The sequence below is a fragment of the Tractidigestivibacter sp. genome, assembly GCF_050946515.1.
In the GTDB taxonomy this organism is placed as follows: domain Bacteria; phylum Actinomycetota; class Coriobacteriia; order Coriobacteriales; family Atopobiaceae; genus Tractidigestivibacter.
In genome coordinates this window covers 34312-55836 of sequence record NZ_JBMNUX010000012.1, presented here as the reverse complement: position 1 = coordinate 55836, position 21525 = coordinate 34312, and the positions used below count along the sequence as shown (strand labels likewise).

Here is a 21525-nt window from a genome sequence, read left to right as displayed (position 1 = left end):
GCCTTAGTGCAGGCCCTTTGCGAGAACCCTCTCGTACCATCAAACTTCAAACTATATAGAATGCCTGGTAGATGGGGGTCCCAGATTTTGCTTTGCCTGTCATGTCTCATGCTGTCGTGTTGACCGTCTGCACTAAGGCGAGTTCGGTGCACGGAGATCGGCAAAGTCTGCACTAAGGCGAGTTCAGCGCAGGGTGGTGCCCTCTTGGCGGCCTACGGCCGCTAACTCGCCGACACGGTACCTTTGCAGCGCGCCTACAATCGTCTTGTGGATGCGCTTTTTTGCGCCGTGGCTTCAAGAAAGCCCTGACTTCGCTGTCTCGTTGCGGTACAGCTCTATTTGCGTGCGAGCTTGCATGGCTTTGAGGGGTGGCTCTGATGGCAACTTCGACCTATGGCTATGACCTAGAGAGGTTCGTTAAGGCGCAGCGGCGAGACTTCGACACCGCCTTGGCTGAGATTCGCTCAGGGCACAAGCGCTCTCACTGGATCTGGTATATATTCCCCCAGCTAAAAGAGCTCGGTTACAGCTCGACTGCCAAGTATTACGGAATCGAGGATGCCGATGAGGCGCGCGCTTTCTTGGCACACCCCTATCTTGGTGCCAACCTCCGCACCATCTCTTCTGCCCTTTTGGAGCTTCCGACGGATGACCCCCACGCCGTGATGGGCCATCCTGACGACCTCAAGCTACGATCTTCCATGACGCTCTTTGACCAAGTTGCCTCATCAGATGACGCCGTGTTTTCCCGTGTGCTTAAAAAGTTCTATGACGGCAGGCCAGACCCCAAGACTCTGGAGCTTCTTGGGCTTTAGCCCTGTGCTTCCATCTTTCTTAAGTGAATTCCAAGCGCCCCAATCAAGTTTGCGTCGTTGCCATACCGACAGCGGACGACCTCCGGAGCCTGGCAGGCGATTGTCCCAAGTTGTTCGGTCAGAGTTTCGTAAAGCCCCTTCAGGCGAGCATCGAGCTCGGAGATCAATATTGGCTGTGCGCTGATGCCTCCGCCAATAGCGATGCGGTCAACGTCGAGGATCGCCTGCAGGTCAAAAAGGAACTTTGCGGTCAGGTCGCAGAACTCGTCAAAGACGGTTGCAGCCTCTCTTTCGCCAGCGTCGATGCGCCGAAAGAGCTCGATGCCGTCAACCTTTTCGCCGGACGCTTCTTCATAGGTGCGCAAGAGCCCCTTCGTTCCAAGCTTTGCTGCGATTAGGTTGTTGACTCCGTAAGGCCTCGAAGCATCCCCCACGCAGAAGCTCAGCTCGCCTGCGGCAAAATGGCTGCCCATGACCACGTGGCCGTCCATCGCAATGCCGCCTCCGATGCCAGTTCCCAGTACGTAAACAAGCCCGCTATTGACATCGCTGAGCGCGCCATCCCAAAGCTCGGCCGCCGTCGCGCACTTCGCATCGTTCGCCACGGTCACTGGAATCCCGTAGCGCTCTTGCAGCTTCTGCGCTATGGGAAGGCTGTCAATGAAGCTGAAGGCTCCACCACTTATGGCCACGCCTCGGTCCGTGTCCACTCGGCCCGGCATGCTGACGGCGATACCCTCGGCGCCGATTAGTCGCGGTGCGATGCAGGCATCGAGACAGCTGAGAAAGCCATCAAGGCTAGAGCGCACAGACGGAACCTTGCTACGGTCGATGAACGACGCGCTCTCGTCCATCGTCGCGCACTTCACGAAAGTCCCGCCGATGTCGAGCACGACGTATCTCGCCATTTCGTTCTCCTAAGCTCTTTTCCTGCGATATCACCCAATCTTAATCCGGATGCGTTTCAGCATGAAAGGGTCCCTTGCTGTGTGGGAAAATCACCTTTCGTACAGAGAGAGCGTGAGGAGCATCCATGACCGAAGACGAACGATTTATGCGCCAGGCAATCAAGGTGGCCGTTTCGGCAGTCAAGCACGGAAACGAACCCTTCGGCGCCGTGCTGGTGAAGGACGGCAGCATCGTCTTTGAGAACGAGAACCAGGTGAAGACCTCGGGAGACAAGACGATGCATGCAACCTCGGGGCTCATCCGCAGGTATTGCGCGCAGACCGGCATCAAGGACCTTTCCGACTACACGATCTACGCCAACTGCGAGCCGTGCTTCATGTGCTGCGGCGTCATCGTGTGGGCGCACGTCGGTCGCCTTGTGTATGCAGCCACCGACAAGGACTTGGGCAAGATCATCTGCGACCCGGGCAGCAAGTGCGCCGATACCGTCTTCAGGAGTTCCGCCTGGGAGCCCAAGGTGACGAAGGGCGTTCTCAGAAGGGATAGCATCTCGCTTTTGCGCGCATACTATGACCGATATCCCCACATCTCATAGCTCTCGCAGCGAGCAAGCACACAACTGATAATTTATTTGACTAAATGCGGACAGATTCTTGGTCGCAGTGACTATATTCGCGTATAGACTAGACAACTGTATGTAAGGCTGCTGAAAAAATGCACACAGCCGTCAGCAAACGCGAGAGGAATCACTTATGGACAAGAACCAGCGCATCTGCATCGTAGGCGGAGGCCCGGCCGGCACCTCAATGGCCATGTACCTTGAGAAGGCGGGCTACGACAACTACGTCATCTACGAGAAGAGCGGGCGCGTTGGCGGCAAGGCGTTCTCCCCCAAGATGGAGGTCACCACAAAGGACGGCAAGAAGGAGCAGCGCACCATCGAGATGGGCGCGGTCATGGGCTGCGAGACCTACTTCGCGGTGCATGAGTGCGAGGAGTTCGGCGGCACGTCGCACGCCGACGGTCCTGCCATGGGGCGCCGCTTCACCAACACTGACGGCACGCCTCTCAAGCAGTCCAAGATCTCGATGCTGAACAAGCTTCTCAAGATGCGCAAGCTCTCCAAGCTGCTCGCAACCAAGTACAAGGGCTACGACGTCAACGGCCACCGCGGCGTGGCCCAAGGTCGTTACGAGGGCCTTTGCCCTTCCCCCGAGCTCAAGCTCGCGCACATCGAGGGCGAGAACCCCAACCTGAAGGACCTGTCCCTTCCCTTCTCGGAGTTCCTGAAGCTCAACCATTGCGAGGATGCCGAGATGGTCTGGAAGGGTCCCTTCACGTCGTTCGGCTATGGCTACTTCGACGAGATTCCGGCTGCCTACGTGCTCAAGTACCTTGACGCCTACACCGTGAGGCAGTTCCTCTCGACGGGAAAGCTCTGGACTTGGAAGAATGGCACCGAGTCCATCTGGCAGGGCGTGAACGACCACCTGAAGCACCCCGCTGTCTTGAACACCGAGGTCGTGGGCGTCGTCCGCGACGACAGCAAGGTGACCGTGACCGTGAAGGGCCCTGACGGCGAGCGCCAGGAGGTCTTCGACAAGATCATCATCTGCACGCCGCTCGAGATGTTCATGGACTATGGCGACGCCACCGACGAGGAGCGCCAGCTCTTCTCGAAGATCCAGAACAAGGAGTACTTCACCATGGCGGTGCGCACCGAGGACGACAAGGCCCCGGACATCTCGTACTACTATTTCGCCAACATGACCAACGAGACCCGCGGTCACCTGATGGTGTTCTATCATCGCTGGCCAGACTGCGGGCCTCAGCCGCTTGTCACCTTCACGCTGCGCAACCACGAGGGCATGCCCGACGTGCCCTTTGAGCAGGCTCGCGACACCACCCTTGCCGACATGGCGAAGTCTGGCCTTCCCGTGGTCAAGACCGAGCGCATCGATGACTGGTACTACTTCCCGCACGTCTCGAGCGCCGACTACGCAGACGGATGGTACGACAAGGTAGAGGCCCTGCAGGGGCAGCGCAACGCCTACTTCGCCGGCGAGGTCATGGCCTTCGGCGACATGGAGGAGACCGTAGAATATAGCAAGGACCTCGTTCGCAGGTTCTTTGCCGACTAGCTGCCCCGGAAGGGTCCCAAGGAGAGGAACTACATGGAAGAAGTCAAGGTCATCGAGCTCAAGGAGAGCGTGTTCGCCGACAACGACGCCGAGGCCAAGCGCGTTCGCCAGCAGCTTCGCAGCCGCGGGCAGTTCTTGGTGAACGTGATGAGCTCTCCCGGCTCTGGCAAGACCACCACGCTCACGCGCCTGATCAACCTGCTGAAGAGCGACTACAAGATCGGCGTCATGGAGGCCGACATCGACGGCGCGGTCGACACCGAAGACATCGTGCGCGACACCGGCGCCAAGGCCATCCAGCTCCACACGGGCGGCATGTGCCACTTGGACGCCGGCATGACAAAAACTGGTCTTGACTCGCTTGAGACCGATGGCCTTGACCTGCTTTTCCTTGAGAACGTCGGCAACTTGGTGTGCCCTGCGGAGTTCGATACCGGAGCGTCGAAGAACTGCGTGATTCTCTCGGTGCCCGAGGGCGACGACAAGCCCCTCAAGTACCCGCTGATGTTCGAGAAGGCCGACGTCGTTGTGCTGAACAAGGTTGACGTCCTTCCCTACTTTGACTTCGACATTGACAAGTTCAAGGGATACCTGGCTGCGCGAAATCCCAGCTGCCAGGTGATCCCCATTTCAGCCAAGACCGGAGAGGGCGTGGACGAGCTCGCGGCGTGGGTTCGCCGCGAGGCCAGCGCGTGGAGGGAGGCATAGCCGATGCCTGAGCAATTCAAGGAGCATCGCTCCATCTATCAGAACGAGGCCGAGCGCGACGCAGCCGTGGCCAAGCTTGGACGCAAGATCACCGACGTCGTCGCCCACAAGATAGGCGGCATCAAGACCGATGACCCAGAGTACTGGGGCCTCAAGGAGGTCCTCTCCGACGAGATGGTCGACCTTGCCAACCGCATGAAGCTGCGCAAGTTCTACACCCTCGAGGAGATGATGCAGCTGGCGCCCGACATCGAGCCCGCGCACCTGCAGGAGCTTCTCGACCAGATGAGCTGGGTCGGCATCCTCGAGTACGACTACGGCGACAACTACAGCCATGACGCGCCAATCGAAGACGCGCCCAAGATCAAGCGCTGGCGCGTGCCGTACTTCGTTCCGGGATCCGCGGAGCTCTTCAACTCGAGCAAGGACCGCGTCGACAAGAACCCTGCCGTTGCGAACTTCTTCGAGCGTATGACGTTCCAGCCGCTCGCGGGAATCACGCAGATGGTCCCGCCCGGAGGCGACGGCATCGGCATGCACGTGATTCCAGTCGAGGAGGCGGTCAACTTCCAGAACGAGGCAGTCGACCTCGAGCGCATCTCCTATTGGCTGAAGAAGTACGAGGGCCACATCTCCGCGGGCATCTGCTCGTGCCGCTACTCGCGCACGAAGCTCGGCGAGGGCTGCGCAGACGACCCCGACGACTGGTGCATCCAGGTGGGCGACATGGCCGACTACACCGTCGAGACCGGCCGCGCGCACTACATCACCGCCGACGAGGCGCTCGACATCCTGCAAAAGGCCGAGGACAACGGCTTTGTGCACCAGATCACCAACATCGACGGCGAGACGCACATCTTCGACATCTGCAACTGCGACGTCAAGATCTGCAACGCCCTGCGCACGAGCATGCTCTTCAACACGCCGAACCTCTCGCGCAGCTCCTACACCGCCAAGGTAACGCCCGAGAAGTGCGTCGCGTGCGGCCTGTGCGTGGAGTCCTGCCCCGCAGGCGCCGTCAAGCTGGGGCAGAAGCTCTGTCGCGCCGACGGCACGCAGCCCAACTACCCGCGCGCGATTCTCCCCGACAAGATTCGCTGGGGCAAGTACGCCTGGGACGAGAACTACCGCGACACCGCCCGCATGAGCAACACCTGGCCGACGGGCTCTTCTCCATGCAAGGCGGCCTGCCCTGCTCACGTGCCTGTCCAGGCCTACCTTCAGAAGGCCAAGGAGGGCAAGTACGACGAGGCGATCGAGCTCATCCGCACGATGAACCCCTTCCCCGCCGTCTGCGGCCGCATCTGCAACAAGCGCTGCGAGGACGCCTGCACGCGCGGCACCATCGACGCGCCCGTCTCGATTGACGCGGTCAAGAAGTTCGTTGCCGACTACGACCTCGCGCAGGCCCAGCACGCCCTGCCCAAGCGCCGCGTCGCGTCGGTGAAGGGCCACTTTGACGAGAAGATCGCCATCATCGGCGCCGGCCCTGCCGGGCTTTCCTGCGCCTATTACCTGGCTCTGATGGGCTACTCCCCCGTCGTGTTCGAGAAGCACGAGCAGCCTGGCGGCATGATGATGTACGGCATCCCCACCTACAAGCTCGAGAAGGACGTGCTTCAGGCCGAGGTCAAGATCATCGAGGAGTTGGGCGTCGAGATTCGCTGCGGCGTCGAGGTCGGGCGGGACGTGACGCTGGAGCAGCTCAAGGAGCAGGGGTTTGCGGCCTTCTACCTTGCCATAGGCTGCCAGGGCGGCCGCCGTCCCGGCGTTCCCGGCGACGACGCCGAGGGAACCGACGTCGCCGTGCACTACCTCGAGAGCTCCATGGCCGCCGGCAACCCTGCCATGAGCGGGCGCGTTGTGGTCGTGGGCGGCGGCAACGTGGCCGTCGACTGCGCGCGCAACGCCAAGCGCCGCGGGGCAGACATCGTCACGATGGTCTCGCTCGAGCAGCGCGACGAGATGCCGGCTACCAACGCAGAGATCGCCGAGACGCTTGGGGACGACGTCGTTGTGGACAACGGCTGGGGTCCCAAGGAGGTCCTGACCGACGATGCCGGCCACGTGTCGGGCATCGTCTTCAAGCGCTGCACGCGCGTCATCGACCCCCAGACCGGGCGCTTCTCGCCGCTATATGACGAGGACGAGACCAAGACCGTCGAGTGCGACCGGATCGTGTTTGCCATCGGGCAGGCCGTCGAATGGGGCGGGCTTCTGAACGGGCGCTCCGTCACGTTCCATCATGGCAACTATCCGCAGGCAGACGAGCTGACCTTCCAGACTGCCGACCCCGAGATCTTTGTGGGCGGAGACGTGCTGACCGGTCCTAAGTTCGTCATCGACGCCATCGCCGAGGGCCATTACGCCGCCGACTCGCTGAATCGCTTCGTGCAGGAGGGCGCGAGCCTGACCATTGGTCGCGACCGCCACAACTACCTGGCGTTCGACAAGGACGACCTGCTGGTTGACAACTACGACAACGCGGGCCGCCAGGAGGAGGGCATGGACCCCGAGGGAGCCGACCGCTTCCGCGACGTGCACCGCACGCTGACCGAGGAGCAGGTCCACGCCGAGTGCTCGAGGTGCCTGTCCTGCGGAGCGTCCGTCGTCGACCCCAACAAGTGCATTGGCTGCGGCATCTGCACCACTCGCTGCAAGTTTGATGCCATCCACCTGTATCGCGACCACCCCGAGATGACCGACATGCGCCGCGCGGAGGACAAGGTCGGCGGGCTTATGGGCTATCAGCTGAAGCGCGCGATGAAGATCGTGGGCAACGCCGGCTCCGAGGACGCGAAGGCCATGCGCGCCAAGAGGAAGGAATACGAGCGCACGCATAGGGAGTTCGACAAGACGCACCCCTATACCGGAAACGCCAGCGCGGAGACCGTTGAGGAGACGCGCAGGCGCGAGGAGGCTCGCAAGAGCTGGGGGAGCCGCTAGATGCATGAGCTTGGCATCGTGGTCCACGTTATCGACATGGTCGAGAAGGCAGCGGAGGAAAACGGCGTCAGCAAGGTGCTTCGCCTTGACCTCGAGGTCGGCGAGGTCTCTACCATCGTGCCGGACTACTTCCGCGACTGCTACAAGTGGGCCATCAAGCGGACGAAGTACATGCAGGAGTGCGAGCTGAACATGATCATCGTGCAGGGCATCTCGTACTGCCGCGACTGCAAGAAGACCTATCGGACAACCGAGTACGGCCGCGCCTGTCCGCTGTGCGGCGGATACAACACCTATCTGGTGACGGGGAGCGACGTCATTGTGAGGGACATCCAAGCAGTCTAGCGCCATCGCCCAATGCACGAGAGAGGGAGGGGCCCTGCAGCTGGCGGGCCCCTCCTTTTTGCGCTGCGTCCACGTGGCGGCGCGCATACCCTCAACGCAAAGGCTTCCTATACCTGCGGCGATTGAGGTTATGCGCACTTGGCTTCCGCTTCGAAGGTGGCAAGAGCCAGGTGAGCGGGGACGGGAGTGCGCATAACCTCACAGAAGAGGCCCCGTCTTGCCCCCTGCGTTGAGGTTATGCGCGGTCTGCCGCCGCACGAGGGGCGTAAAGGCCTCCTTAGGCATGAAGGGGATGCGCATAAGCTCGATCTTGCAGGTGCTGGTAGCTGCGGCGATTGAGGTTATGCGCACTTGGCTGTCTGCTACTGTGGCGAAATGGACTCAAGCGTGGCGCCGCAGCCATCAAGCGCGGTCCCTAGCGCCCGGGAGAATGGGACCTTGTCCAGCGCGGTGACAACGCGCAAGCTGACGCTTCCGCTCTTGCCCGCAGCCTCGGCAGGCGAGACGACGCGCGTCAACGGCATCTTGTCGAGGGCGGACGCAACGGACTCTTCCGCATCCGGCTTCCCATCGTTGGGAGCAACGGTGACGCTGAACTTGCTAGTCCAGCTGTCGGAGGCGATCCAGAAGCCATCGAGCGCCTGCGCCATGCCGGCAACGTCGTGAACCCTGAGCACGCGCGCCCCTTGCGCCACGGCCGCGAGCGTGATGCCTATTGTGGCTGCGTCGCGCTCTGCTGCCTTGGCAACCCCGCTGACCGTTCCCACGAAGCGCTTCCTCGAGACGGCGCACATGAGCGGGTAGCCAAGGTCCGCAAGGCGGGCGGTCTCGCGAAGTATCACGATGTTGTCCTCTGGGCTCTTCCCAAAGCCGACGCCGGGATCGAGGCAGATGCGCGACGGGTCCACGCCGGCGGCCTCAAGGTCGCGCGCGCGATCGAGCAGGTATCCTTCCAAAAGGCCCATGACGCCCTCGTGATCCGGCAGAAGCGCCTGGTCTCCCTTGCGCTCCCAGCCAAGGTCCCCAGCCGAGGCGTTGCTCATGAGCGACGAGAGGTCGTCGGTCCCCGCCTTTGCCATTACCGCCGAGCTTGCGGTCGCGGACCCCGAAACTGGCCCAGAGTGCATCACGACGCATCCGCAGGAAGACTCCGCAGCAACGGAGACCATGTCAGGGTCCGAGAAGCCCGTGACGTCGTTGACGATCTGCGCGCCTAGCTCGACGCACTTGCGTGCTACCTCGGGATGGTGCGTGTCAACGGAGACGAGCGCCCCTTCGCGGACAAGCCAGCATACGACGGGCTCAAGCCTGCCGAGCTCCTCCTTTGGGGTGACGGGCTTGAACCCCGGCCTTGTGGACTCCCCGCCCACGTCAATGACGTCTGCCCCGTTGGCAAGCATGTCCGAGGCGGTCGCGATAGCTGAAGCGGGGTCGTTGTGCGCGCCTCCGTCGGAGAACGAGTCGGGCGTCACGTTGAGAACCCCCATCACGCGCGGGCGCGAGAGGTCGACGACAGCATCGGCGCAGTTCCAGATTGGTGCTCTTGACATGGCAATCCTCCAGGAGAAAGGCCGGACCGCCCCTGCCGTTAATGTTCGGTCGCAAGACCGGTCGGGCGCGGTAGGCCCAACGCGTGCCAGTATATCAAAGGATTTCCCGATTTCCGGCGGGGCCTCTGACAAACGTGAAGCATCGTCCTGCGCTCGGCGGTCTTCTTGAAAATGACTTAGAATTTATGACCGAAAAATAGCTCGCCCTTTGCGAGCACTCGTTTTCGCTACGAGGGGAATTGCATGAAGGAGATCACTACCACGTCCCTGTTCTGCGGGGCTGGCGGACTGGATATTGGCTTTTCGCGCGCTGGTTTCAAGACCGTCTGGGCAAACGACTTCAACAAGGACGCTTGCGACACGTTCCGCGAGTGGAGCGGCGCCGAGGTCTATTGCGGCGACATTGGCAAGGTTTCGGCAGACGACATCCCAGATACGGACATCATCCTGGGCGGGTTTCCCTGCCAGGGATTCTCTCTGTCCGGTCCGCGCAAGCTCGACGACAGCCGAAACGTGCTCTACAAGCACTACGTTCGCATCGTGAACGCGAAGCAGCCGCTCGCCTTTGTCGGCGAGAACGTCAAGGGCCTTCTGACCATGGGCGGAGGCCAGATCGTCGAGGCCATCATCCAGGCGTTCTCCGACTGCGGCTACGACGTGCGCTACAAGCTGCTCAATGCCAAGTGGTACGGCGTCCCAGAGGACCGAGAGCGCGTGATCATCGTCGGCTTCAGGAAGGACCTCGGAATCGATGGCTTTTCCTATCCCGAGCCCTCCGAGACGCTGGTCACGCTCGGCGAGGCCCTGGCTGACGTGCCCGAGCCGGGCCCTGGCGACGTGTGCGAGGCTCCTTACAGCAGCCGCTACATGTCGCGTAACCGCAAGCGCGGCTGGGACCAGGTGAGCTACACCATCCCCGCCATGGCCAAGCAGGTCCCCCTGTGGCCGGGCTCGCCCGACATGGTGAAGCTGGGCAAGGACCTCTGGCGCTTTGGCGACGGCGGTCCCACGCGTCGCCTGAGCTGGCAGGAGGCGGCGGCAGTCCAGACGTTTCCGGCGGGCATGCACTTCTTTGGCGACCAGACGAGCGTCTACAAGCAGATTGGCAACGCGGTCCCCTGCAAGCTTGCCGAGCGCGTGGCTACGTCGGTCCGCGCGGCGCTGACTCCGGCTCTGGGCGAGTAGCGAACGCGAGGGCCGCACATTCGCATTGGAGGATGCCATGGCAAGCAAGCAGTCGATTCTCGGCAAGGCGTTCGAGTATGCGTGCGCGAGCTCTCTCGCAAACAGGTGTCCCGGCGCAGTGTTGAGGAAGGATGCTGCCCTAGACACTGCAAGTGGCTTCTTCTTTAATGAATGCACGCCTAAGCGTCAGCGGGACCTCTCGTCGGGAGCGACTGCCGTCGTCTCGGCTCTCGAGCGCCTTGAGCCATGCCTGAGCGAAAGCTCTTCCCAGAGTCTCTCGATTGGCCTTCAGTCAGACGCCAAAGGCATCGCCGGCGACGTGCGCGACGTCGTGTGCAGTCGCGGTCCTTGGCAGATAGGCATCTCGTGCAAGCACAACAATGACGCCGTCAAGCACAGCCGGCTCTCCTCGAGCATCGACTTTGGCGCAAAGTGGCTCGCTCACCCCTGCTCCCGCCAGTACTTTGAAGCCATAGACCCGCTCTTCTCGCGCCTGGACGGCCTTCAGAAACGTGGTGCCCTTTGGCGAGACCTTCCAGACAAGATTGATGGCTACTACGTCCCCATCCTCAACGCCTTCATGGACGAGCTGCGCCGGCTCAACTCCCAATATCGTGACGTCCCCGAGCGCCTCGTAAGATATTTGATAGGCAGAAACGACTTTTACAAGGTAATCTCCTATGAGAACAGCCGCGCGACGCGCCTCGTTGCCTTCAATCTCGCAGGCACCTTGAACATGCCGTCAAGCAGCCGCAAGCCGATTGTGGAGGTCCCTGTGATCAGGATGCCTCGCCACATCTACTACATCGGCTTTCTGGAGAGCGAGAACGGCGGCCCTTCGGACAACACGGCACTCGTGATCTGCGACCAGGGCTGGGAGATCTCGCTTCGCATCCACAACGCAAGCTCGAAGGTGGAGCCCTCTCTGAAGTTTGACGTGCAGCTCGTCTCATATCCCCGCGACGTCTACAACGAGTTCATCCCATGGGACGCCTAGCGGGGCGTCGCAAACGGCCAATCGTGGTTGGAGGTTCGCATGGGCGAGAAACCAGAGCATGGCTCTAAGAGGATTGCGCCAGGCATGATTGACGTGCACGCTCACGCGCTGCCGTCGGCGTATCTGGACGGCCTCTCGGCGGCTGGGGTTTCCCCCATCGACGAGGACGGGTTTCCAACTCCCTCGTGGAGCGAGCGGTCGATGCTCGCGTTCATGGACGAGCAGGGCATCGGCTTCTCTGTGCTGTCAGTCTCGACGCCTCACATCAACCGAGGAGACGACGCTCAGGCAGCGGCGCTCGCCCGCCGCATAGACGACCAGCTGGCAGAGCTCTGCTCCCGCCATCCCGACAGGCTCGGCTTTGCGACGACGCTTCCGCTTCCGGCGGTCGAGGCCTCGATTGACGAGACGCGCCGCGGCCTTGGCGAGCTCGGCGTGCTTGGCGTCAAGGTGCCGAGCAACGCCTGCGGCGTCTATTTGGGAGACGCCTCGCTCGACCCGGTCATGGAATGCCTGAACGACTACGGGGCTGTCGTCACGATCCACCCGTCACGGCCTCAAGAGGTTCCCCCAAACGTCTTTACCGCAGGGCCAGCGCCGCTCTTCGAGTACCTTGCCGATACGACCCGTGCGGTGCTCAACTTGGTGTCGACGGGAACGATTGAGCGCTTTCCGCGCATCAGGTGGGTCGTTCCGCACTGCGGGTCGTTCTTGCCCGAGGTGGCTGGCCGTCTGCAAGGCATCTCGCAGGTGCTGGTGCCTGCAGGGCTCATGGAGCGCGTCGACGTGATGGGGTCTTTGCGCGCTCTGTACTACGATCTGGCGGGAGACGCCGAGCCAGTTATGGCAGAGGCGCTGCTCAAGGTCGCCGACCCGACGCACCTGCTCTATGGCTCTGACTTCCCCTATACGCCTCCTGCCGCCATTGCGAAAAAGCGAGAGGCGCTTCGTGCCGACAAGGCACTGGCGCCTCTCGCAGATGGCATCTTCAGGGGCAATGCCGCCTCGCTCTACGGCCTTGAGGCTTAGGCTGGCGGATACCTTAGACGTCCTTGTGCGGTCCTTGTGCGCTACTCCCAGGCGATGCTCGCGGCCCCTACCCCGAGGTTTGCCGTAAGCACCGGGCCTCCGTCCTTCACGCGGACAAGGCTCTCGGGAAAGCGCTCATGCGCGGCGAGAAGAAGCTCGCGCGCGAGGTCTCCTCTCACGCCATAGCAGGAAATCACGAGGTCGGGTGCCCCTTCGGGAACCTCGGACACAAGCTTCTTTGCCGTCCCGCGCACGCCGCGGCCGACTCCCATCTGGACGATTGCCCCGTCGCGAAGGCCCAGCACCGGATAGCGGTTCATGGCCGTGTTCATCGACTGCCTCGTGGCGCCCAGCCGGCCGCTGGCGCTGAGCACGTCCAGGTCCACGACGGCAAACACGACGTGCGTGCTCTTGGCCCATTCCCTGATGCCGTCAGCAACCTCGTCGATGGTCTTGCCCTCGTTGGCAAGCTTGCGCGCATGGCGGACGGCAAACTCGAGCGCCCCTGCTGTGACGCCAGTGTCGACAACGCGCACGTCGTCAGGGCGCGAGCAGAGCGGGACCGCCTCCACGGCGCTGCGATACGTGCCCGAAAGCCTTGAGGACATCGGAAGCGCGATGCACTGCCGGCCCTTGCCAAACGACGTCTCGTACGCCTTGATGAAGGCAGAGACGCGCACGGCCTCGGTCGTCACCCTGCCGCGGAGCGAGTAGTCAGGCGCATAGTTGCCATTCTCGCCCACATAGCGCTCGGAGACCCACTCGCCCTGGGAGTTCACGTAGCTCGTGGGGCAGACGTGGGTGTGCAGCTCGTGCGCCTCGTTTCTGGCAAGCCCAACTGTGGAGTCCGTTATGATATCGAGCACAGCCGGTTCCCTCCCATCGCACGGAACTTGTCGTAGCGCCTGCCGACGAGCTCGTCGGCAGACAGCGGAGAGAGCTCGTCCAGGTAGTCATCAATCGCGGTCGCAAGGCGGCTGGAGACCTCTTGCGCGTCCGCCCCGCTATCGTCGACAACCTCGTCGATGAGACCCAGCTTGGAGAGGTCCTTCGCCGTCAGGTGCAGCGCCTGCGCGGCGTCGGGAGCATGCTCGGTGTCCTTCCAGAGTATCGAGGCGCAGGCCTCGGGGCTCACGACTGAGTACGCCGCAGACCCCAGCATCAAGACTCTGTCGGCGACTCCCAGCGCGAGCGCGCCGCCCGAGCCGCCCTCCCCTACGACCGCAGAGACGATGGGCACGCGAAGCCCGCTCATCACGACAAGGTTCTGCGCGATGGCGTCTCCCTGGCCGCGCTCCTCGGCGCCAATGCCGCAGTATGCGCCAGAGGTGTCAATAAAGCAAACGACGGGACGGCCGAACTTCTCGGCCTGCTCCATGAGGCGGCGGGCCTTTCGGTACCCCTCGGGGTTTGCCATGCCAAAGTTCCTGCGGATGCGGTCCTTGGTGTTGCGGCCGCGCTCGATGCCAATGACGGTGAGTATGCGCTCGCCTCGCCAGCCTATGCCGGCCACGACGGCGGGGTCCTCGCCGTACAGGCGGTCGCCGTGTAGCTCGACGAAGCCGTCGAGCATGGCCTCCATAAGGTCGAGCGAGGTCGCGCGGTCTGTCGAGCGCGTGTTGCGGATGATCTCGTAGGCCGTGGGCTCGATGCCCTGGCCAGAGGCGTCCGAGGCCGTCTCGCCGCGGCCGTTGGGGAGAAGGTCGAGCACGTGCTTCAACGGCTCGGCAACAAGCTCTCCCAGGCCGTGCCCGTCGGAGGCGCTCTCGTGAGCAATCGCGTGCGGAGCATCCGCGCCGGGCGCCACGCCCTCGTGAAGCGACAGGAGCTCGGCGATGGTCGCCTTCATCTTCGAGCGCTCGACGATCATGTCGACAAACCCGTGGTCGAGAAGGAACTCGGAGCGCTGGAAGCCCGCAGGAAGCTTCTTGTGCGTGGTCTGCTCGATTACGCGCGGCCCTGCAAAGCCGATGAGGGCGCCGGGCTCTGCGAGCGCGATGTCCGCCTCCATGGCAAAGCTTGCGGTGACGCCGCCTGTCGTGGGGTCGGTCAGCACCGCAAGGTAGAGAAGGCCGGCCTCGGAGTGCCGGCGCACGGCGGCGGAGACCTTCGCCATCTGCATGAGCGACATGAGCCCCTCCTGCATGCGGGCGCCGCCCGAGACCGTGAACCCGACAACCGGAAGTCCGAGGTCGGTGGCGCGCTCGAAGCAGCGGCAGATCTTCTCTCCCACGACCGAGCCCATCGAGCCCATCATGAACTTGTGGTCCATGAAGAAGAGCACGCAGTCGTGGCCGCCGACGGTGCCCCTGCCACAGACGACGGCGTCAGGGTCGCCCGTCTTTGCGCGGGCGGTGTCGAGCTTGGTGGCATAGCCGGGGAAGTTCAGGAAGTCGGTGACGGCAAGCTCTGCGTCCCACTCCTGGAAGTTTCCCTCGTCCACGGTGATCTTCAGGCGGTCACGCCCGCTGACGCGCAGGTGATGGCCGCAGCGCGGGCATACGTCCATGTTTGCATGCAGCTGCTCTTGGTCGATGATGCGCCGGCAGCCCGGGCACTTGACCAAGATGTGACGCTGGGGCATCTCGACCTCAACGTCTGTTGCCGGTGACTCTAGCTCGTTTACGCTCTTGTCGCGCCTATTGCTCATAGAGGTGCTCCATCAAATTGGTGTGATAGCAGCCCGAGTTGAACTCGGGGTTTGCAAGGATGTCCAGCTGAAGCTCGGAGTTCTCGGACACGCCCTCGATGACCAGCTCGCCCAAGGCGGAGCGCATCTTGCGGATTGCCTCCTCGCGCGTGGGGGACATTACGACGAGCTTGCCAAGCAGGCTGTCGTAGAAGGGAGGGACCTTCGCGCCGATGTAGAGCGCGGAGTCAAAGCGCGTCCAAGGCCCGTTGGGCACGTGCAGCATGGTGATCTCGCCGCAGGATGGCTTGAAGTCAGGCGTCTCGGCGTTGATGCGACACTCGATCGCGTGGTTGGTCACGTGGATGTCGTCCTGCGAGAAGGGCAGCTCGACGCCCGAGGCAACGCGTAGCTGCCACTTCACGAGGTCGATCCCCGTCACGAACTCGGTGATGGGATGCTCGACCTGCAGGCGCGTGTTCATCTCCATGAAGTAGAAGCTGCCGTCGTCAGAGTAGAGAAACTCGATGGTGCCGACGCCTACGTAGCCAACCGCTGCGGCCAGGTCGCGCGCCGCCTTGTACATGCGCTCGCGGATGTCCTGCTTGCCCTCGAGGCAGGGCGCGGGGCTCTCCTCCAGAAGCTTTTGGTTCCTGCGCTGTACCGAGCACTCGCGCTCGCCCAGGCTCACGACGTTGCCGTACTGGTCGGCCAGGATCTGCACCTCGACGTGGTGGGCCGGCGAGACGAACTTCTCCATGTAGCACTCGCCGTCGCCGAACGCGGCCTCGGCCTCGGCCTTTGCCTCGGTATAGGCCGCCGCCGCGTCCTCAGGTCGAAGCACCTTCCTGATTCCGCGGCCGCCTCCGCCTGCGCGGGCCTTGATCAGCACGGGGCATCCTATGCGCTTGGCCTCGGCCTCGGCGTCCTCAGGGCCGGACAGAAGGTCGCAGCCGGGAACCACGGGAACGCCGGCGGCGCGGGCGGTGCGGCGCGCAGCGTCCTTGTCGCCCATGCGCTCGATCACCTCGGGCGAGGGCCCCACAAAGACAAGGCCGCTCTTCTCGCACTCCCGCGCGAAGTGCGCGTTCTCCGAGAAGAAGCCGTAGCCAGGGTGTATTGCCTTGGCTCCCGACTCCAAGGCCACGGTGAGGATGGCGTCCTCGTTGAGATAGGACTCCCCAACGCGCGGGCCTCCGACGCAATAGGCCTCGTCGGCGAGCGACACGTGAAGTGCCTCTGAGTCTGCGGTCGAGAACACGGCGACGGTCTTCACGCCCATCTCCTTGCAGGCGCGGATGACGCGCACCGCGATCTCGCCGCGATTTGCAATCAGTATCTTGTCGAACAACTTAAGCCCCTCCGTGCGCGCCCTCTGGCGGCAGTTGGCTACTTGCCGTTTGGCATGAGGGCGAACGACATGTCTGCCTTGCAGCAGAGCTCTCCGTTTACGCTTGCCTCGCCGGTCGCGAAGAAGAACGGCTTGCGCGAGCGCGTGATGTGGCAGCGCAGCTCAACCGTGTCGCCTGGACGCACCGGGCGCTTGAAGCGCACCTTGTCGAGGCTGGTGTAGTAGGGCGTGGCATCGGCTCCAGCAAGCTGGTCTGCCATAAGGACGCAGCAGTTCTGCGCAAGCATCTCGCACTGGATCACGCCGGGGACGATGGGGTTGCCGGGAAAATGGCCCTGCAAGAACCACTCGTCACCATGGATGGCCAGGTGCCCCACGGCCTCTCCGTCCACGACCTCGGCGTCGTCCAGAAGCAGCATGGGCGGGCGGTGCGGCAAGATCTTCTCCAACTCTTCCCTGTTCATGCGCTATGCCCCCTGCTCGGATATCTTCATGAGGATGCTGCCATACTCAACAAGGTCGCCGTCGTTGGCGCAGATGTCGATGACCTCGCCGTCCGCCTCTGCCGTGACCTCGTTCATGACCTTCATGGCCTCGATGACGCAGAGCGTCTCGCCGGCCTTCACCTTTGAGCCAACGTGGACGAAGGGCTCGGCGCCCGGCGAGGGCGCGGCGTAGAAGACGCCGACCATGGGGGCGCGGACCGCCGTTGCCTTGGCAAGGTCCAGCGGCTCGTCGTCATCCCCTTCGTCCTCGTCGACCGGCTCGGGCGCGGCAGGCGCCGGCGCCGGGCCAGCAGCGGGCACGCCTGCCGGCATTGCGGCGGGCATCACGACCTGCGCTGGCGGCTGGGGAACGGTGCGCTCGAGCTCGAAGGCCGTGCCGTCCGCCTCCTCCACGCGCACGCGCGAGAGGCCCTTCTCGTCCATCAAAGACGCAAGCTCAGTGATCTTATCGATGTCCATGGACGTCACTCCCCGTCGAACGCCTTGAGCGCGATGGCCGCGTTGTGGCCGCCAAAGCCGAGGTTGGTGGAAAGCGCCCAGCCGAGCTTGCAGCGAACCGCCTCGTTGGGCGTGTAGTCAAGGTCGCAGTCGGGGTCGGGCGTGCGGTAGTTGATCGTGGGCGGGACGACGCCGTTCTCAAGCGCCAGCGCGCAGGCCATGACCTCGACGGCGCCCGTCGCGCCTATCATGTGGCCGGTCATCGACTTGGTGGACGAGACGTGCGCGGCATGCGCGGCCGCGTCTCCCAGCGCCAGCTTGATGCCCTTGGTCTCGGAGGAGTCGTTGAGCTTGGTAGAGGTGCCGTGGGCGTTGATGTAGAGGCCCTCCTCGGGCTTGACGCCGCCCTCCTCCACTGCCTGCTTGATGGCGCGGGCGATGCCCGTGGCCTTAGGGTCGGGGCTCGTCACGTGATAGGCGTCGGCGGTGTTGCCGTAGCCGACGACTTCCGCGTAGACGTGCGCACCTCGGGCAAGCGCGTGGTCCATGTCCTCGAGCACGAGCACGCAGGCCCCCTCGCCCATGATGAAGCCGTTGCGGTCCGCGTCAAAGGGGCGGCAGGCCGTTGCGGGGTCGGGGTTAGTGGAGAGCGCGCGGCAGCTCGTGAAGCCGGCGATGGACTCGGGGATGATGCAGGCCTCGGTGCCGCCGGCGAGAATTGCGTCGGCATAGCCGTGCTTGATGGCGCGGAACGCCTCGCCGATCGTGTGCGCCGAGGTGGCGCAGGCGGTGACGACGGGGAGCGTGGGCCCCTGCGCCTTGTGGCGGATGGAGACCTCCCCCGCCGCCATGTTTGAGATCATCATCGGCACCATGTACGGAGAGGCGCGCCTGGGACCGCGCTTCTCGATGGTGTAGACGTTGTCGGTGTACGACTTGAGGCCTCCCGTGCCCGAGCCGATGTAGACCCCAAGGCGCTCATGGTCGATGGCGCCCTCGGCGTCGAGGCCGGAGTCTGCCATGGCCTCGTCGGACGCGACAAGCGCAAACTGCACGTTGCGGTCAGAGTGCATGGCCTGCTGCTTGCCGAGAAGCTCTGCTCCGTCAAAGTCCTTGACCTCGGCGGCTACCTTGACGCGGAAGTCGTCGGTGTCAAAGTGGGTGATAAGGCCCACTCCGCACTTTCCGGCAACGAGGGAGTCCCACGTGTCCTTGGCGGTGTTGCCCACGGGCGTGACGGCTCCGATGCCGGTGATTGCTACCCTGTGCTCCATGCTACTACCCCTAACTGTCCTTGCCCGAAGGCGAAGGCCCTGCTACATTGCCATGCCGCCGTCCACGCGGATGACCTCGCCCGTCACGTAGCCGGCAGCGTCGCTCACGAGGAAGCGCACGACGGCAGCGACCTCCTGCGCGCTTGCCATGCGGCCGAGCGGAATTTGCTTGGCGTACTGCTCGCGGATGGCGTCCGAGAGCTTTGCCGTCATGTCGGTCTCGACAAAGCCAGGCGCGACGGCGTTCACGGTGATGCCGCGCGGTGCCAGCTCGCGGGCGCACGACTTGGTAAGGCCGACGAGGCCAGCCTTTGATGCGGCGTAGTTGGCCTGGCCGGCGTTCCCCGAGAGCCCGACGATCGACGCCATGTTGACGATGCGGCCGCCCTTCTGGCGCATGAGGCTGCGCGAGAAGGCGCGCGTCACGTGGAAGGCGCCGCGAAGGTTCACGTCGATCACGCGGTCGAAGTCCTCGTCCTTCATGCGCATGAGAAGCCCGTCTCGCGTGATGCCCGCGTCGTTGACCACGGCCCAGACGCTTCCAAAGTCTGAGAGCACCTGCTTGGACACGGCGTCTACCTGCGCGGAGTCCGACACGTCGCACTGATAGGCGCGCGCGGTGGCGCCTGCGGCCTCAAGGGCGGCGACGGTCTCATCAGCTGCCGCGGCGTTTCCGGCGTAGGCGATGGCTACGTCGAAGCCGTCTTCGGCAAGGCCTTCCGCGATGGCGCGTCCGATGCCGCGGGAGCCGCCGGTGACAAAGGCCGCGCGGCGAGACTGGTCGCGCTCGATGGTGGCGCTGCTAGTTGCCATGTTGCATCTCCTCAACGCTTATGCGAGCTCGGCGACGACCGCCGTGAGCTGCTCTTCGTTCTCGCAAGATATGGCCGTGACGCCAGAGAGCGTCCTTTTCACCAGCCCCGTCAGCGTGTGACCCGGTCCCACCTCGACAAAGGTGTCCACGCCTGCCTCCCTCATGTTGGCGAGCGTGAGGGTCCACTGGACGGGGTTCGAGGCCTGCTTGGCAAGGGTGTCGGCGCGCTCGTCGGCGCTTTGCGGATACGGGCTTCCCGTGAGGTTTGCGTACACCGGAAGGCTCGGCTCGGCAAGCGCGTACTCGCCGGAAAGAAGCTCTGCAAGCCCCTTTGTGGCGTCTTCCATGTAGGGGCTGTGGAAGGCCCCGGAGACGGCCACCTTGAGCGCGCGGCCGCGCGCGGCCTTCACAAGCCCGTCCAGGGCCGAGAGCGCCTCGGGCGTACCGGCAACGACTGTCTGCTGGGGGCTGTTGAAGTTGACCGGCCAGCACTCGCCTCCCGACTGGGCGGCCGCCTTTGCTGCCAGGTCCTTGACGACGTCGGCGTCAAGCTTCACGACTGCGCGCATCTGTCCGGGATGCGCCGCCGCTGCGTCTGCCATAAGCTCTCCGCGGTGGCAGACGAGCTCGAAGCCCTTCTCGTTTGTGAGCGAGCCCGCAAACGTGAGGGCTGCCACCTCGCCAAGCGAGAAGCCCGCCACGACGTCAGGCGTCACGCCATGGCTCTTGAGCGCCGAGGCAATGGCGAGGTCGACAGCAAAGACGCAGGGCTGGGTGTTCTGGGTTGCCGTGAGCTCTTCCTTCGTGCCGCTGAAGCACTGGCTGGACGTGCCGGGACGCACGGAGTCGGCCATGTCGAAGACTGCCTTCGCAGCAGGCTCGGCCGCCGCGACGTCGGCGCACATGCCGGGCTTCTGGGCGCCTTGCCCCGCAAAGAGGAAGGCTACTTTACCCATTTGGTTGCCTCCTTGAGGCACTTCTCCGCGCCTCCGACGATGTCGTCGACGATTTCGGCAGCGGGCTGGCGCTTGGTGACCATGCCGGCAATCTGCCCGCAGAGGAACGACCCGTGCTCGTAGTCGCCCTCCTTGGCCGCCTTGCGCAGCGCGCCGGTGCCAAGCTTGTTGAGCTCGTCTTCCGATGCGCCCTCAAGCTCGCGCTTTGCGTACTCGTTCGAGAAGGGCGTCTTCAGGCAGCGGACCGGATGGCCATAGCGCCTGCCGGTGGCAATGGTGGAGATGTCCTTGGCCTTGAGGACGCGGTCCTTGTATTCGTCTGACACGGTGCACTCGTCGGCAACCAAGAAGCGCGTGCCCACCTGGACGCCTTGGGCGCCCAGCATGATGGCGGCGGCCATGCCTCTGCCGTCAGCGATGCCGCCCGCGGCCATGACGGGGATGTCGACAGCATCGACGACCTGCGGGACGAGCGCCATCGTGGTCAGCTCGCCGATGTGGCCGCCAGACTCGGTGCCCTCGGCAACGACAGCGGTGGCGCCCGCGCGCTGCATGAGCTTGGCGAGCCCGACCGACGCGACGACGGGGACGACCTTGATGTCGGCCGCAATCCACGCCTTCATGTACTTGGCGGGGTTGCCAGCGCCCGTGACCACAACAGGGACGTGCTCTTCGGCGACAAGGTCGGCGACCTCGTCGGCGAACGGGCTCATGAGCATAACGTTCACGCCGAAGGGCTTGTCGGTCTTCTCGCGGAGCTGGTGGATCTGGTCGCGAACCCAGTCGGCATTGGCGTTCATGGCCGCGATGATGCCGAGGCCTCCCGCCTCAGAGACGGCGGAGGCAAGGCTTGCGTCGGCAATCCATGCCATGCCGCCCTGGAAGATTGGCTTCTCGATGCCGAGGATGTCGCAAATTGGTGTGCGCAGCAT

At 63.5% G+C, this 21525-nt stretch carries 20 protein-coding genes; 9 read left to right on the top strand and 11 right to left on the bottom strand.

What is annotated here, in order from left to right; genetic code table 11:
* Positions 1-377 precede the first annotated feature (377 nt).
* The gene (locus ACOYJL_RS08050) at positions 378-815 is read left to right on the top strand and encodes a DUF1810 domain-containing protein (protein WP_433569709.1); all 438 of its coding nucleotides are present in this window, start codon (positions 378-380) and stop codon (positions 813-815) included.
* On the opposite strand, the gene ACOYJL_RS08045 is transcribed toward ACOYJL_RS08050, so the two are convergent.
* Complete coding sequence (locus ACOYJL_RS08045; protein ID WP_433569708.1) at positions 812-1723, bottom strand: ROK family protein; 912 nt, start codon at positions 1721-1723, stop codon at positions 812-814. The two genes, ACOYJL_RS08050 and ACOYJL_RS08045, sit on opposite strands and share 4 nt — an antisense overlap.
* Before the next feature lie 125 nt (positions 1724-1848).
* Between ACOYJL_RS08045 and ACOYJL_RS08040 the strand changes: the two genes are divergently transcribed.
* From ACOYJL_RS08040 to ACOYJL_RS08020, 5 genes are all read left to right on the top strand, one after another.
* Positions 1849-2319: a nucleoside deaminase gene (locus ACOYJL_RS08040; protein ID WP_433569707.1), complete on the top strand. Its 471-nt coding sequence runs from the start codon at positions 1849-1851 to the stop codon at positions 2317-2319.
* Between the two features lie 157 nt (positions 2320-2476).
* A complete protein-coding gene (locus tag ACOYJL_RS08035; RefSeq protein WP_433569706.1) occupies positions 2477-3865 on the top strand; it encodes an FAD-dependent oxidoreductase in 1389 nt (462 codons plus the stop codon).
* Between the two features lie 33 nt (positions 3866-3898).
* Positions 3899-4573, top strand: coding sequence for a hydrogenase nickel incorporation protein HypB (gene hypB / locus ACOYJL_RS08030; protein WP_433569705.1), 675 nt, complete (start codon positions 3899-3901; stop codon positions 4571-4573).
* 3 nt (positions 4574-4576) lie between these two features.
* Positions 4577-7519: an FAD-dependent oxidoreductase gene (locus ACOYJL_RS08025; RefSeq protein ID WP_433569703.1), complete on the top strand. Its 2943-nt coding sequence runs from the start codon at positions 4577-4579 to the stop codon at positions 7517-7519.
* Positions 7520-7864: a hydrogenase maturation nickel metallochaperone HypA gene (locus ACOYJL_RS08020; RefSeq protein ID WP_433569701.1), complete on the top strand. Its 345-nt coding sequence runs from the start codon at positions 7520-7522 to the stop codon at positions 7862-7864.
* A 362-nt stretch (positions 7865-8226) separates the two neighbouring features.
* Here ACOYJL_RS08020 and folP read toward each other — a convergent pair whose 3' ends face one another.
* Positions 8227-9414 (bottom strand): dihydropteroate synthase, encoded by a 1188-nt coding sequence (folP, locus tag ACOYJL_RS08015; RefSeq protein WP_433569700.1) that lies wholly within the window; start codon positions 9412-9414, stop codon positions 8227-8229.
* Positions 9415-9657: 243 nt separating this feature from the next.
* Between folP and ACOYJL_RS08010 the strand changes: the two genes are divergently transcribed.
* From ACOYJL_RS08010 to ACOYJL_RS08000, 3 genes are read left to right on the top strand one after another with little or no spacing between them, the layout of a single operon-like run.
* The gene (locus ACOYJL_RS08010; protein WP_433569699.1) at positions 9658-10599 is read left to right on the top strand and encodes a DNA cytosine methyltransferase; all 942 of its coding nucleotides are present in this window, start codon (positions 9658-9660) and stop codon (positions 10597-10599) included.
* 37 nt (positions 10600-10636) lie between these two features.
* Entirely contained in the window at positions 10637-11596 is a 960-nt protein-coding gene (locus ACOYJL_RS08005; RefSeq protein WP_433569698.1) for a HaeIII family restriction endonuclease, read from the top strand.
* Positions 11597-11635: 39 nt separating this feature from the next.
* Positions 11636-12625, top strand: a complete 990-nt coding sequence (locus tag ACOYJL_RS08000; RefSeq protein ID WP_433569697.1) for an amidohydrolase family protein — start codon at positions 11636-11638, stop codon at positions 12623-12625.
* Positions 12626-12666: 41 nt separating this feature from the next.
* Here ACOYJL_RS08000 and ACOYJL_RS07995 read toward each other — a convergent pair whose 3' ends face one another.
* The 9 genes from ACOYJL_RS07995 to fabK are packed head-to-tail and all read right to left on the bottom strand — an operon-like array spanning position 12667 to position 21525.
* Positions 12667-13491, bottom strand: coding sequence for a DegV family protein (locus ACOYJL_RS07995; RefSeq protein WP_433569696.1), 825 nt, complete (start codon positions 13489-13491; stop codon positions 12667-12669).
* Positions 13476-15275 carry an acetyl-CoA carboxylase, carboxyltransferase subunit beta gene (gene accD, locus ACOYJL_RS07990; RefSeq protein WP_433569695.1) on the bottom strand — a complete coding sequence of 600 codons (1800 nt, stop codon included), beginning with the start codon at positions 15273-15275 and terminating at the stop codon, positions 13476-13478. The genes ACOYJL_RS07995 and accD overlap by 16 nt, the downstream gene beginning before the upstream one ends.
* Positions 15265-16605: an acetyl-CoA carboxylase biotin carboxylase subunit gene (locus ACOYJL_RS07985; RefSeq protein WP_433569694.1), complete on the bottom strand. Its 1341-nt coding sequence runs from the start codon at positions 16603-16605 to the stop codon at positions 15265-15267. The genes accD and ACOYJL_RS07985 overlap by 11 nt, the downstream gene beginning before the upstream one ends.
* A gap of 38 nt (positions 16606-16643) precedes the next feature.
* Positions 16644-17069 carry a 3-hydroxyacyl-ACP dehydratase FabZ gene (gene fabZ, locus ACOYJL_RS07980; protein ID WP_433569693.1) on the bottom strand — a complete coding sequence of 142 codons (426 nt, stop codon included), beginning with the start codon at positions 17067-17069 and terminating at the stop codon, positions 16644-16646.
* A gap of 3 nt (positions 17070-17072) precedes the next feature.
* Entirely contained in the window at positions 17073-17570 is a 498-nt protein-coding gene (accB, locus tag ACOYJL_RS07975) for an acetyl-CoA carboxylase biotin carboxyl carrier protein (RefSeq protein ID WP_433569692.1), read from the bottom strand.
* A gap of 5 nt (positions 17571-17575) precedes the next feature.
* Positions 17576-18823 (bottom strand): beta-ketoacyl-ACP synthase II, encoded by a 1248-nt coding sequence (fabF, locus tag ACOYJL_RS07970; protein WP_433569691.1) that lies wholly within the window; start codon positions 18821-18823, stop codon positions 17576-17578.
* A gap of 42 nt (positions 18824-18865) precedes the next feature.
* Complete coding sequence (fabG, locus tag ACOYJL_RS07965; RefSeq protein ID WP_433569690.1) at positions 18866-19636, bottom strand: 3-oxoacyl-[acyl-carrier-protein] reductase; 771 nt, start codon at positions 19634-19636, stop codon at positions 18866-18868.
* Between the two features lie 18 nt (positions 19637-19654).
* Entirely contained in the window at positions 19655-20593 is a 939-nt protein-coding gene (locus ACOYJL_RS07960; protein WP_433569689.1) for an ACP S-malonyltransferase, read from the bottom strand.
* On the bottom strand, positions 20581-21525 hold the full coding sequence (fabK, locus tag ACOYJL_RS07955; protein ID WP_433569688.1) for an enoyl-[acyl-carrier-protein] reductase FabK: 945 nt from the start codon (positions 21523-21525) through the stop codon (positions 20581-20583). Before fabK ends, ACOYJL_RS07960 begins: the two co-directional genes overlap by 13 nt.

Coding starts and splice junctions, on each gene's coding strand:
- ACOYJL_RS08050 (WP_433569709.1), top strand. CDS start 378: ATGGCAACTTCGACCTATGGCTATGACCTAGAGAGGTTCGTTAAGGCG.
- ACOYJL_RS08045 (WP_433569708.1), bottom strand. CDS start 1,723: ATGGCGAGATACGTCGTGCTCGACATCGGCGGGACTTTCGTGAAGTGC.
- ACOYJL_RS08040 (WP_433569707.1), top strand. CDS start 1,849: ATGACCGAAGACGAACGATTTATGCGCCAGGCAATCAAGGTGGCCGTT.
- ACOYJL_RS08035 (WP_433569706.1), top strand. CDS start 2,477: ATGGACAAGAACCAGCGCATCTGCATCGTAGGCGGAGGCCCGGCCGGC.
- hypB (WP_433569705.1), top strand. CDS start 3,899: ATGGAAGAAGTCAAGGTCATCGAGCTCAAGGAGAGCGTGTTCGCCGAC.
- ACOYJL_RS08025 (WP_433569703.1), top strand. CDS start 4,577: ATGCCTGAGCAATTCAAGGAGCATCGCTCCATCTATCAGAACGAGGCC.
- ACOYJL_RS08020 (WP_433569701.1), top strand. CDS start 7,520: ATGCATGAGCTTGGCATCGTGGTCCACGTTATCGACATGGTCGAGAAG.
- folP (WP_433569700.1), bottom strand. CDS start 9,414: ATGTCAAGAGCACCAATCTGGAACTGCGCCGATGCTGTCGTCGACCTC.
- ACOYJL_RS08010 (WP_433569699.1), top strand. CDS start 9,658: ATGAAGGAGATCACTACCACGTCCCTGTTCTGCGGGGCTGGCGGACTG.
- ACOYJL_RS08005 (WP_433569698.1), top strand. CDS start 10,637: ATGGCAAGCAAGCAGTCGATTCTCGGCAAGGCGTTCGAGTATGCGTGC.
- ACOYJL_RS08000 (WP_433569697.1), top strand. CDS start 11,636: ATGGGCGAGAAACCAGAGCATGGCTCTAAGAGGATTGCGCCAGGCATG.
- accD (WP_433569695.1), bottom strand. CDS start 15,275: ATGAGCAATAGGCGCGACAAGAGCGTAAACGAGCTAGAGTCACCGGCA.
- fabZ (WP_433569693.1), bottom strand. CDS start 17,069: ATGAACAGGGAAGAGTTGGAGAAGATCTTGCCGCACCGCCCGCCCATG.
- accB (WP_433569692.1), bottom strand. CDS start 17,570: ATGGACATCGATAAGATCACTGAGCTTGCGTCTTTGATGGACGAGAAG.
- fabF (WP_433569691.1), bottom strand. CDS start 18,823: ATGGAGCACAGGGTAGCAATCACCGGCATCGGAGCCGTCACGCCCGTG.
- fabG (WP_433569690.1), bottom strand. CDS start 19,636: ATGGCAACTAGCAGCGCCACCATCGAGCGCGACCAGTCTCGCCGCGCG.
- ACOYJL_RS07960 (WP_433569689.1), bottom strand. CDS start 20,593: ATGGGTAAAGTAGCCTTCCTCTTTGCGGGGCAAGGCGCCCAGAAGCCC.
- fabK (WP_433569688.1), bottom strand. CDS start 21,525: ATGCTGCGCACACCAATTTGCGACATCCTCGGCATCGAGAAGCCAATC.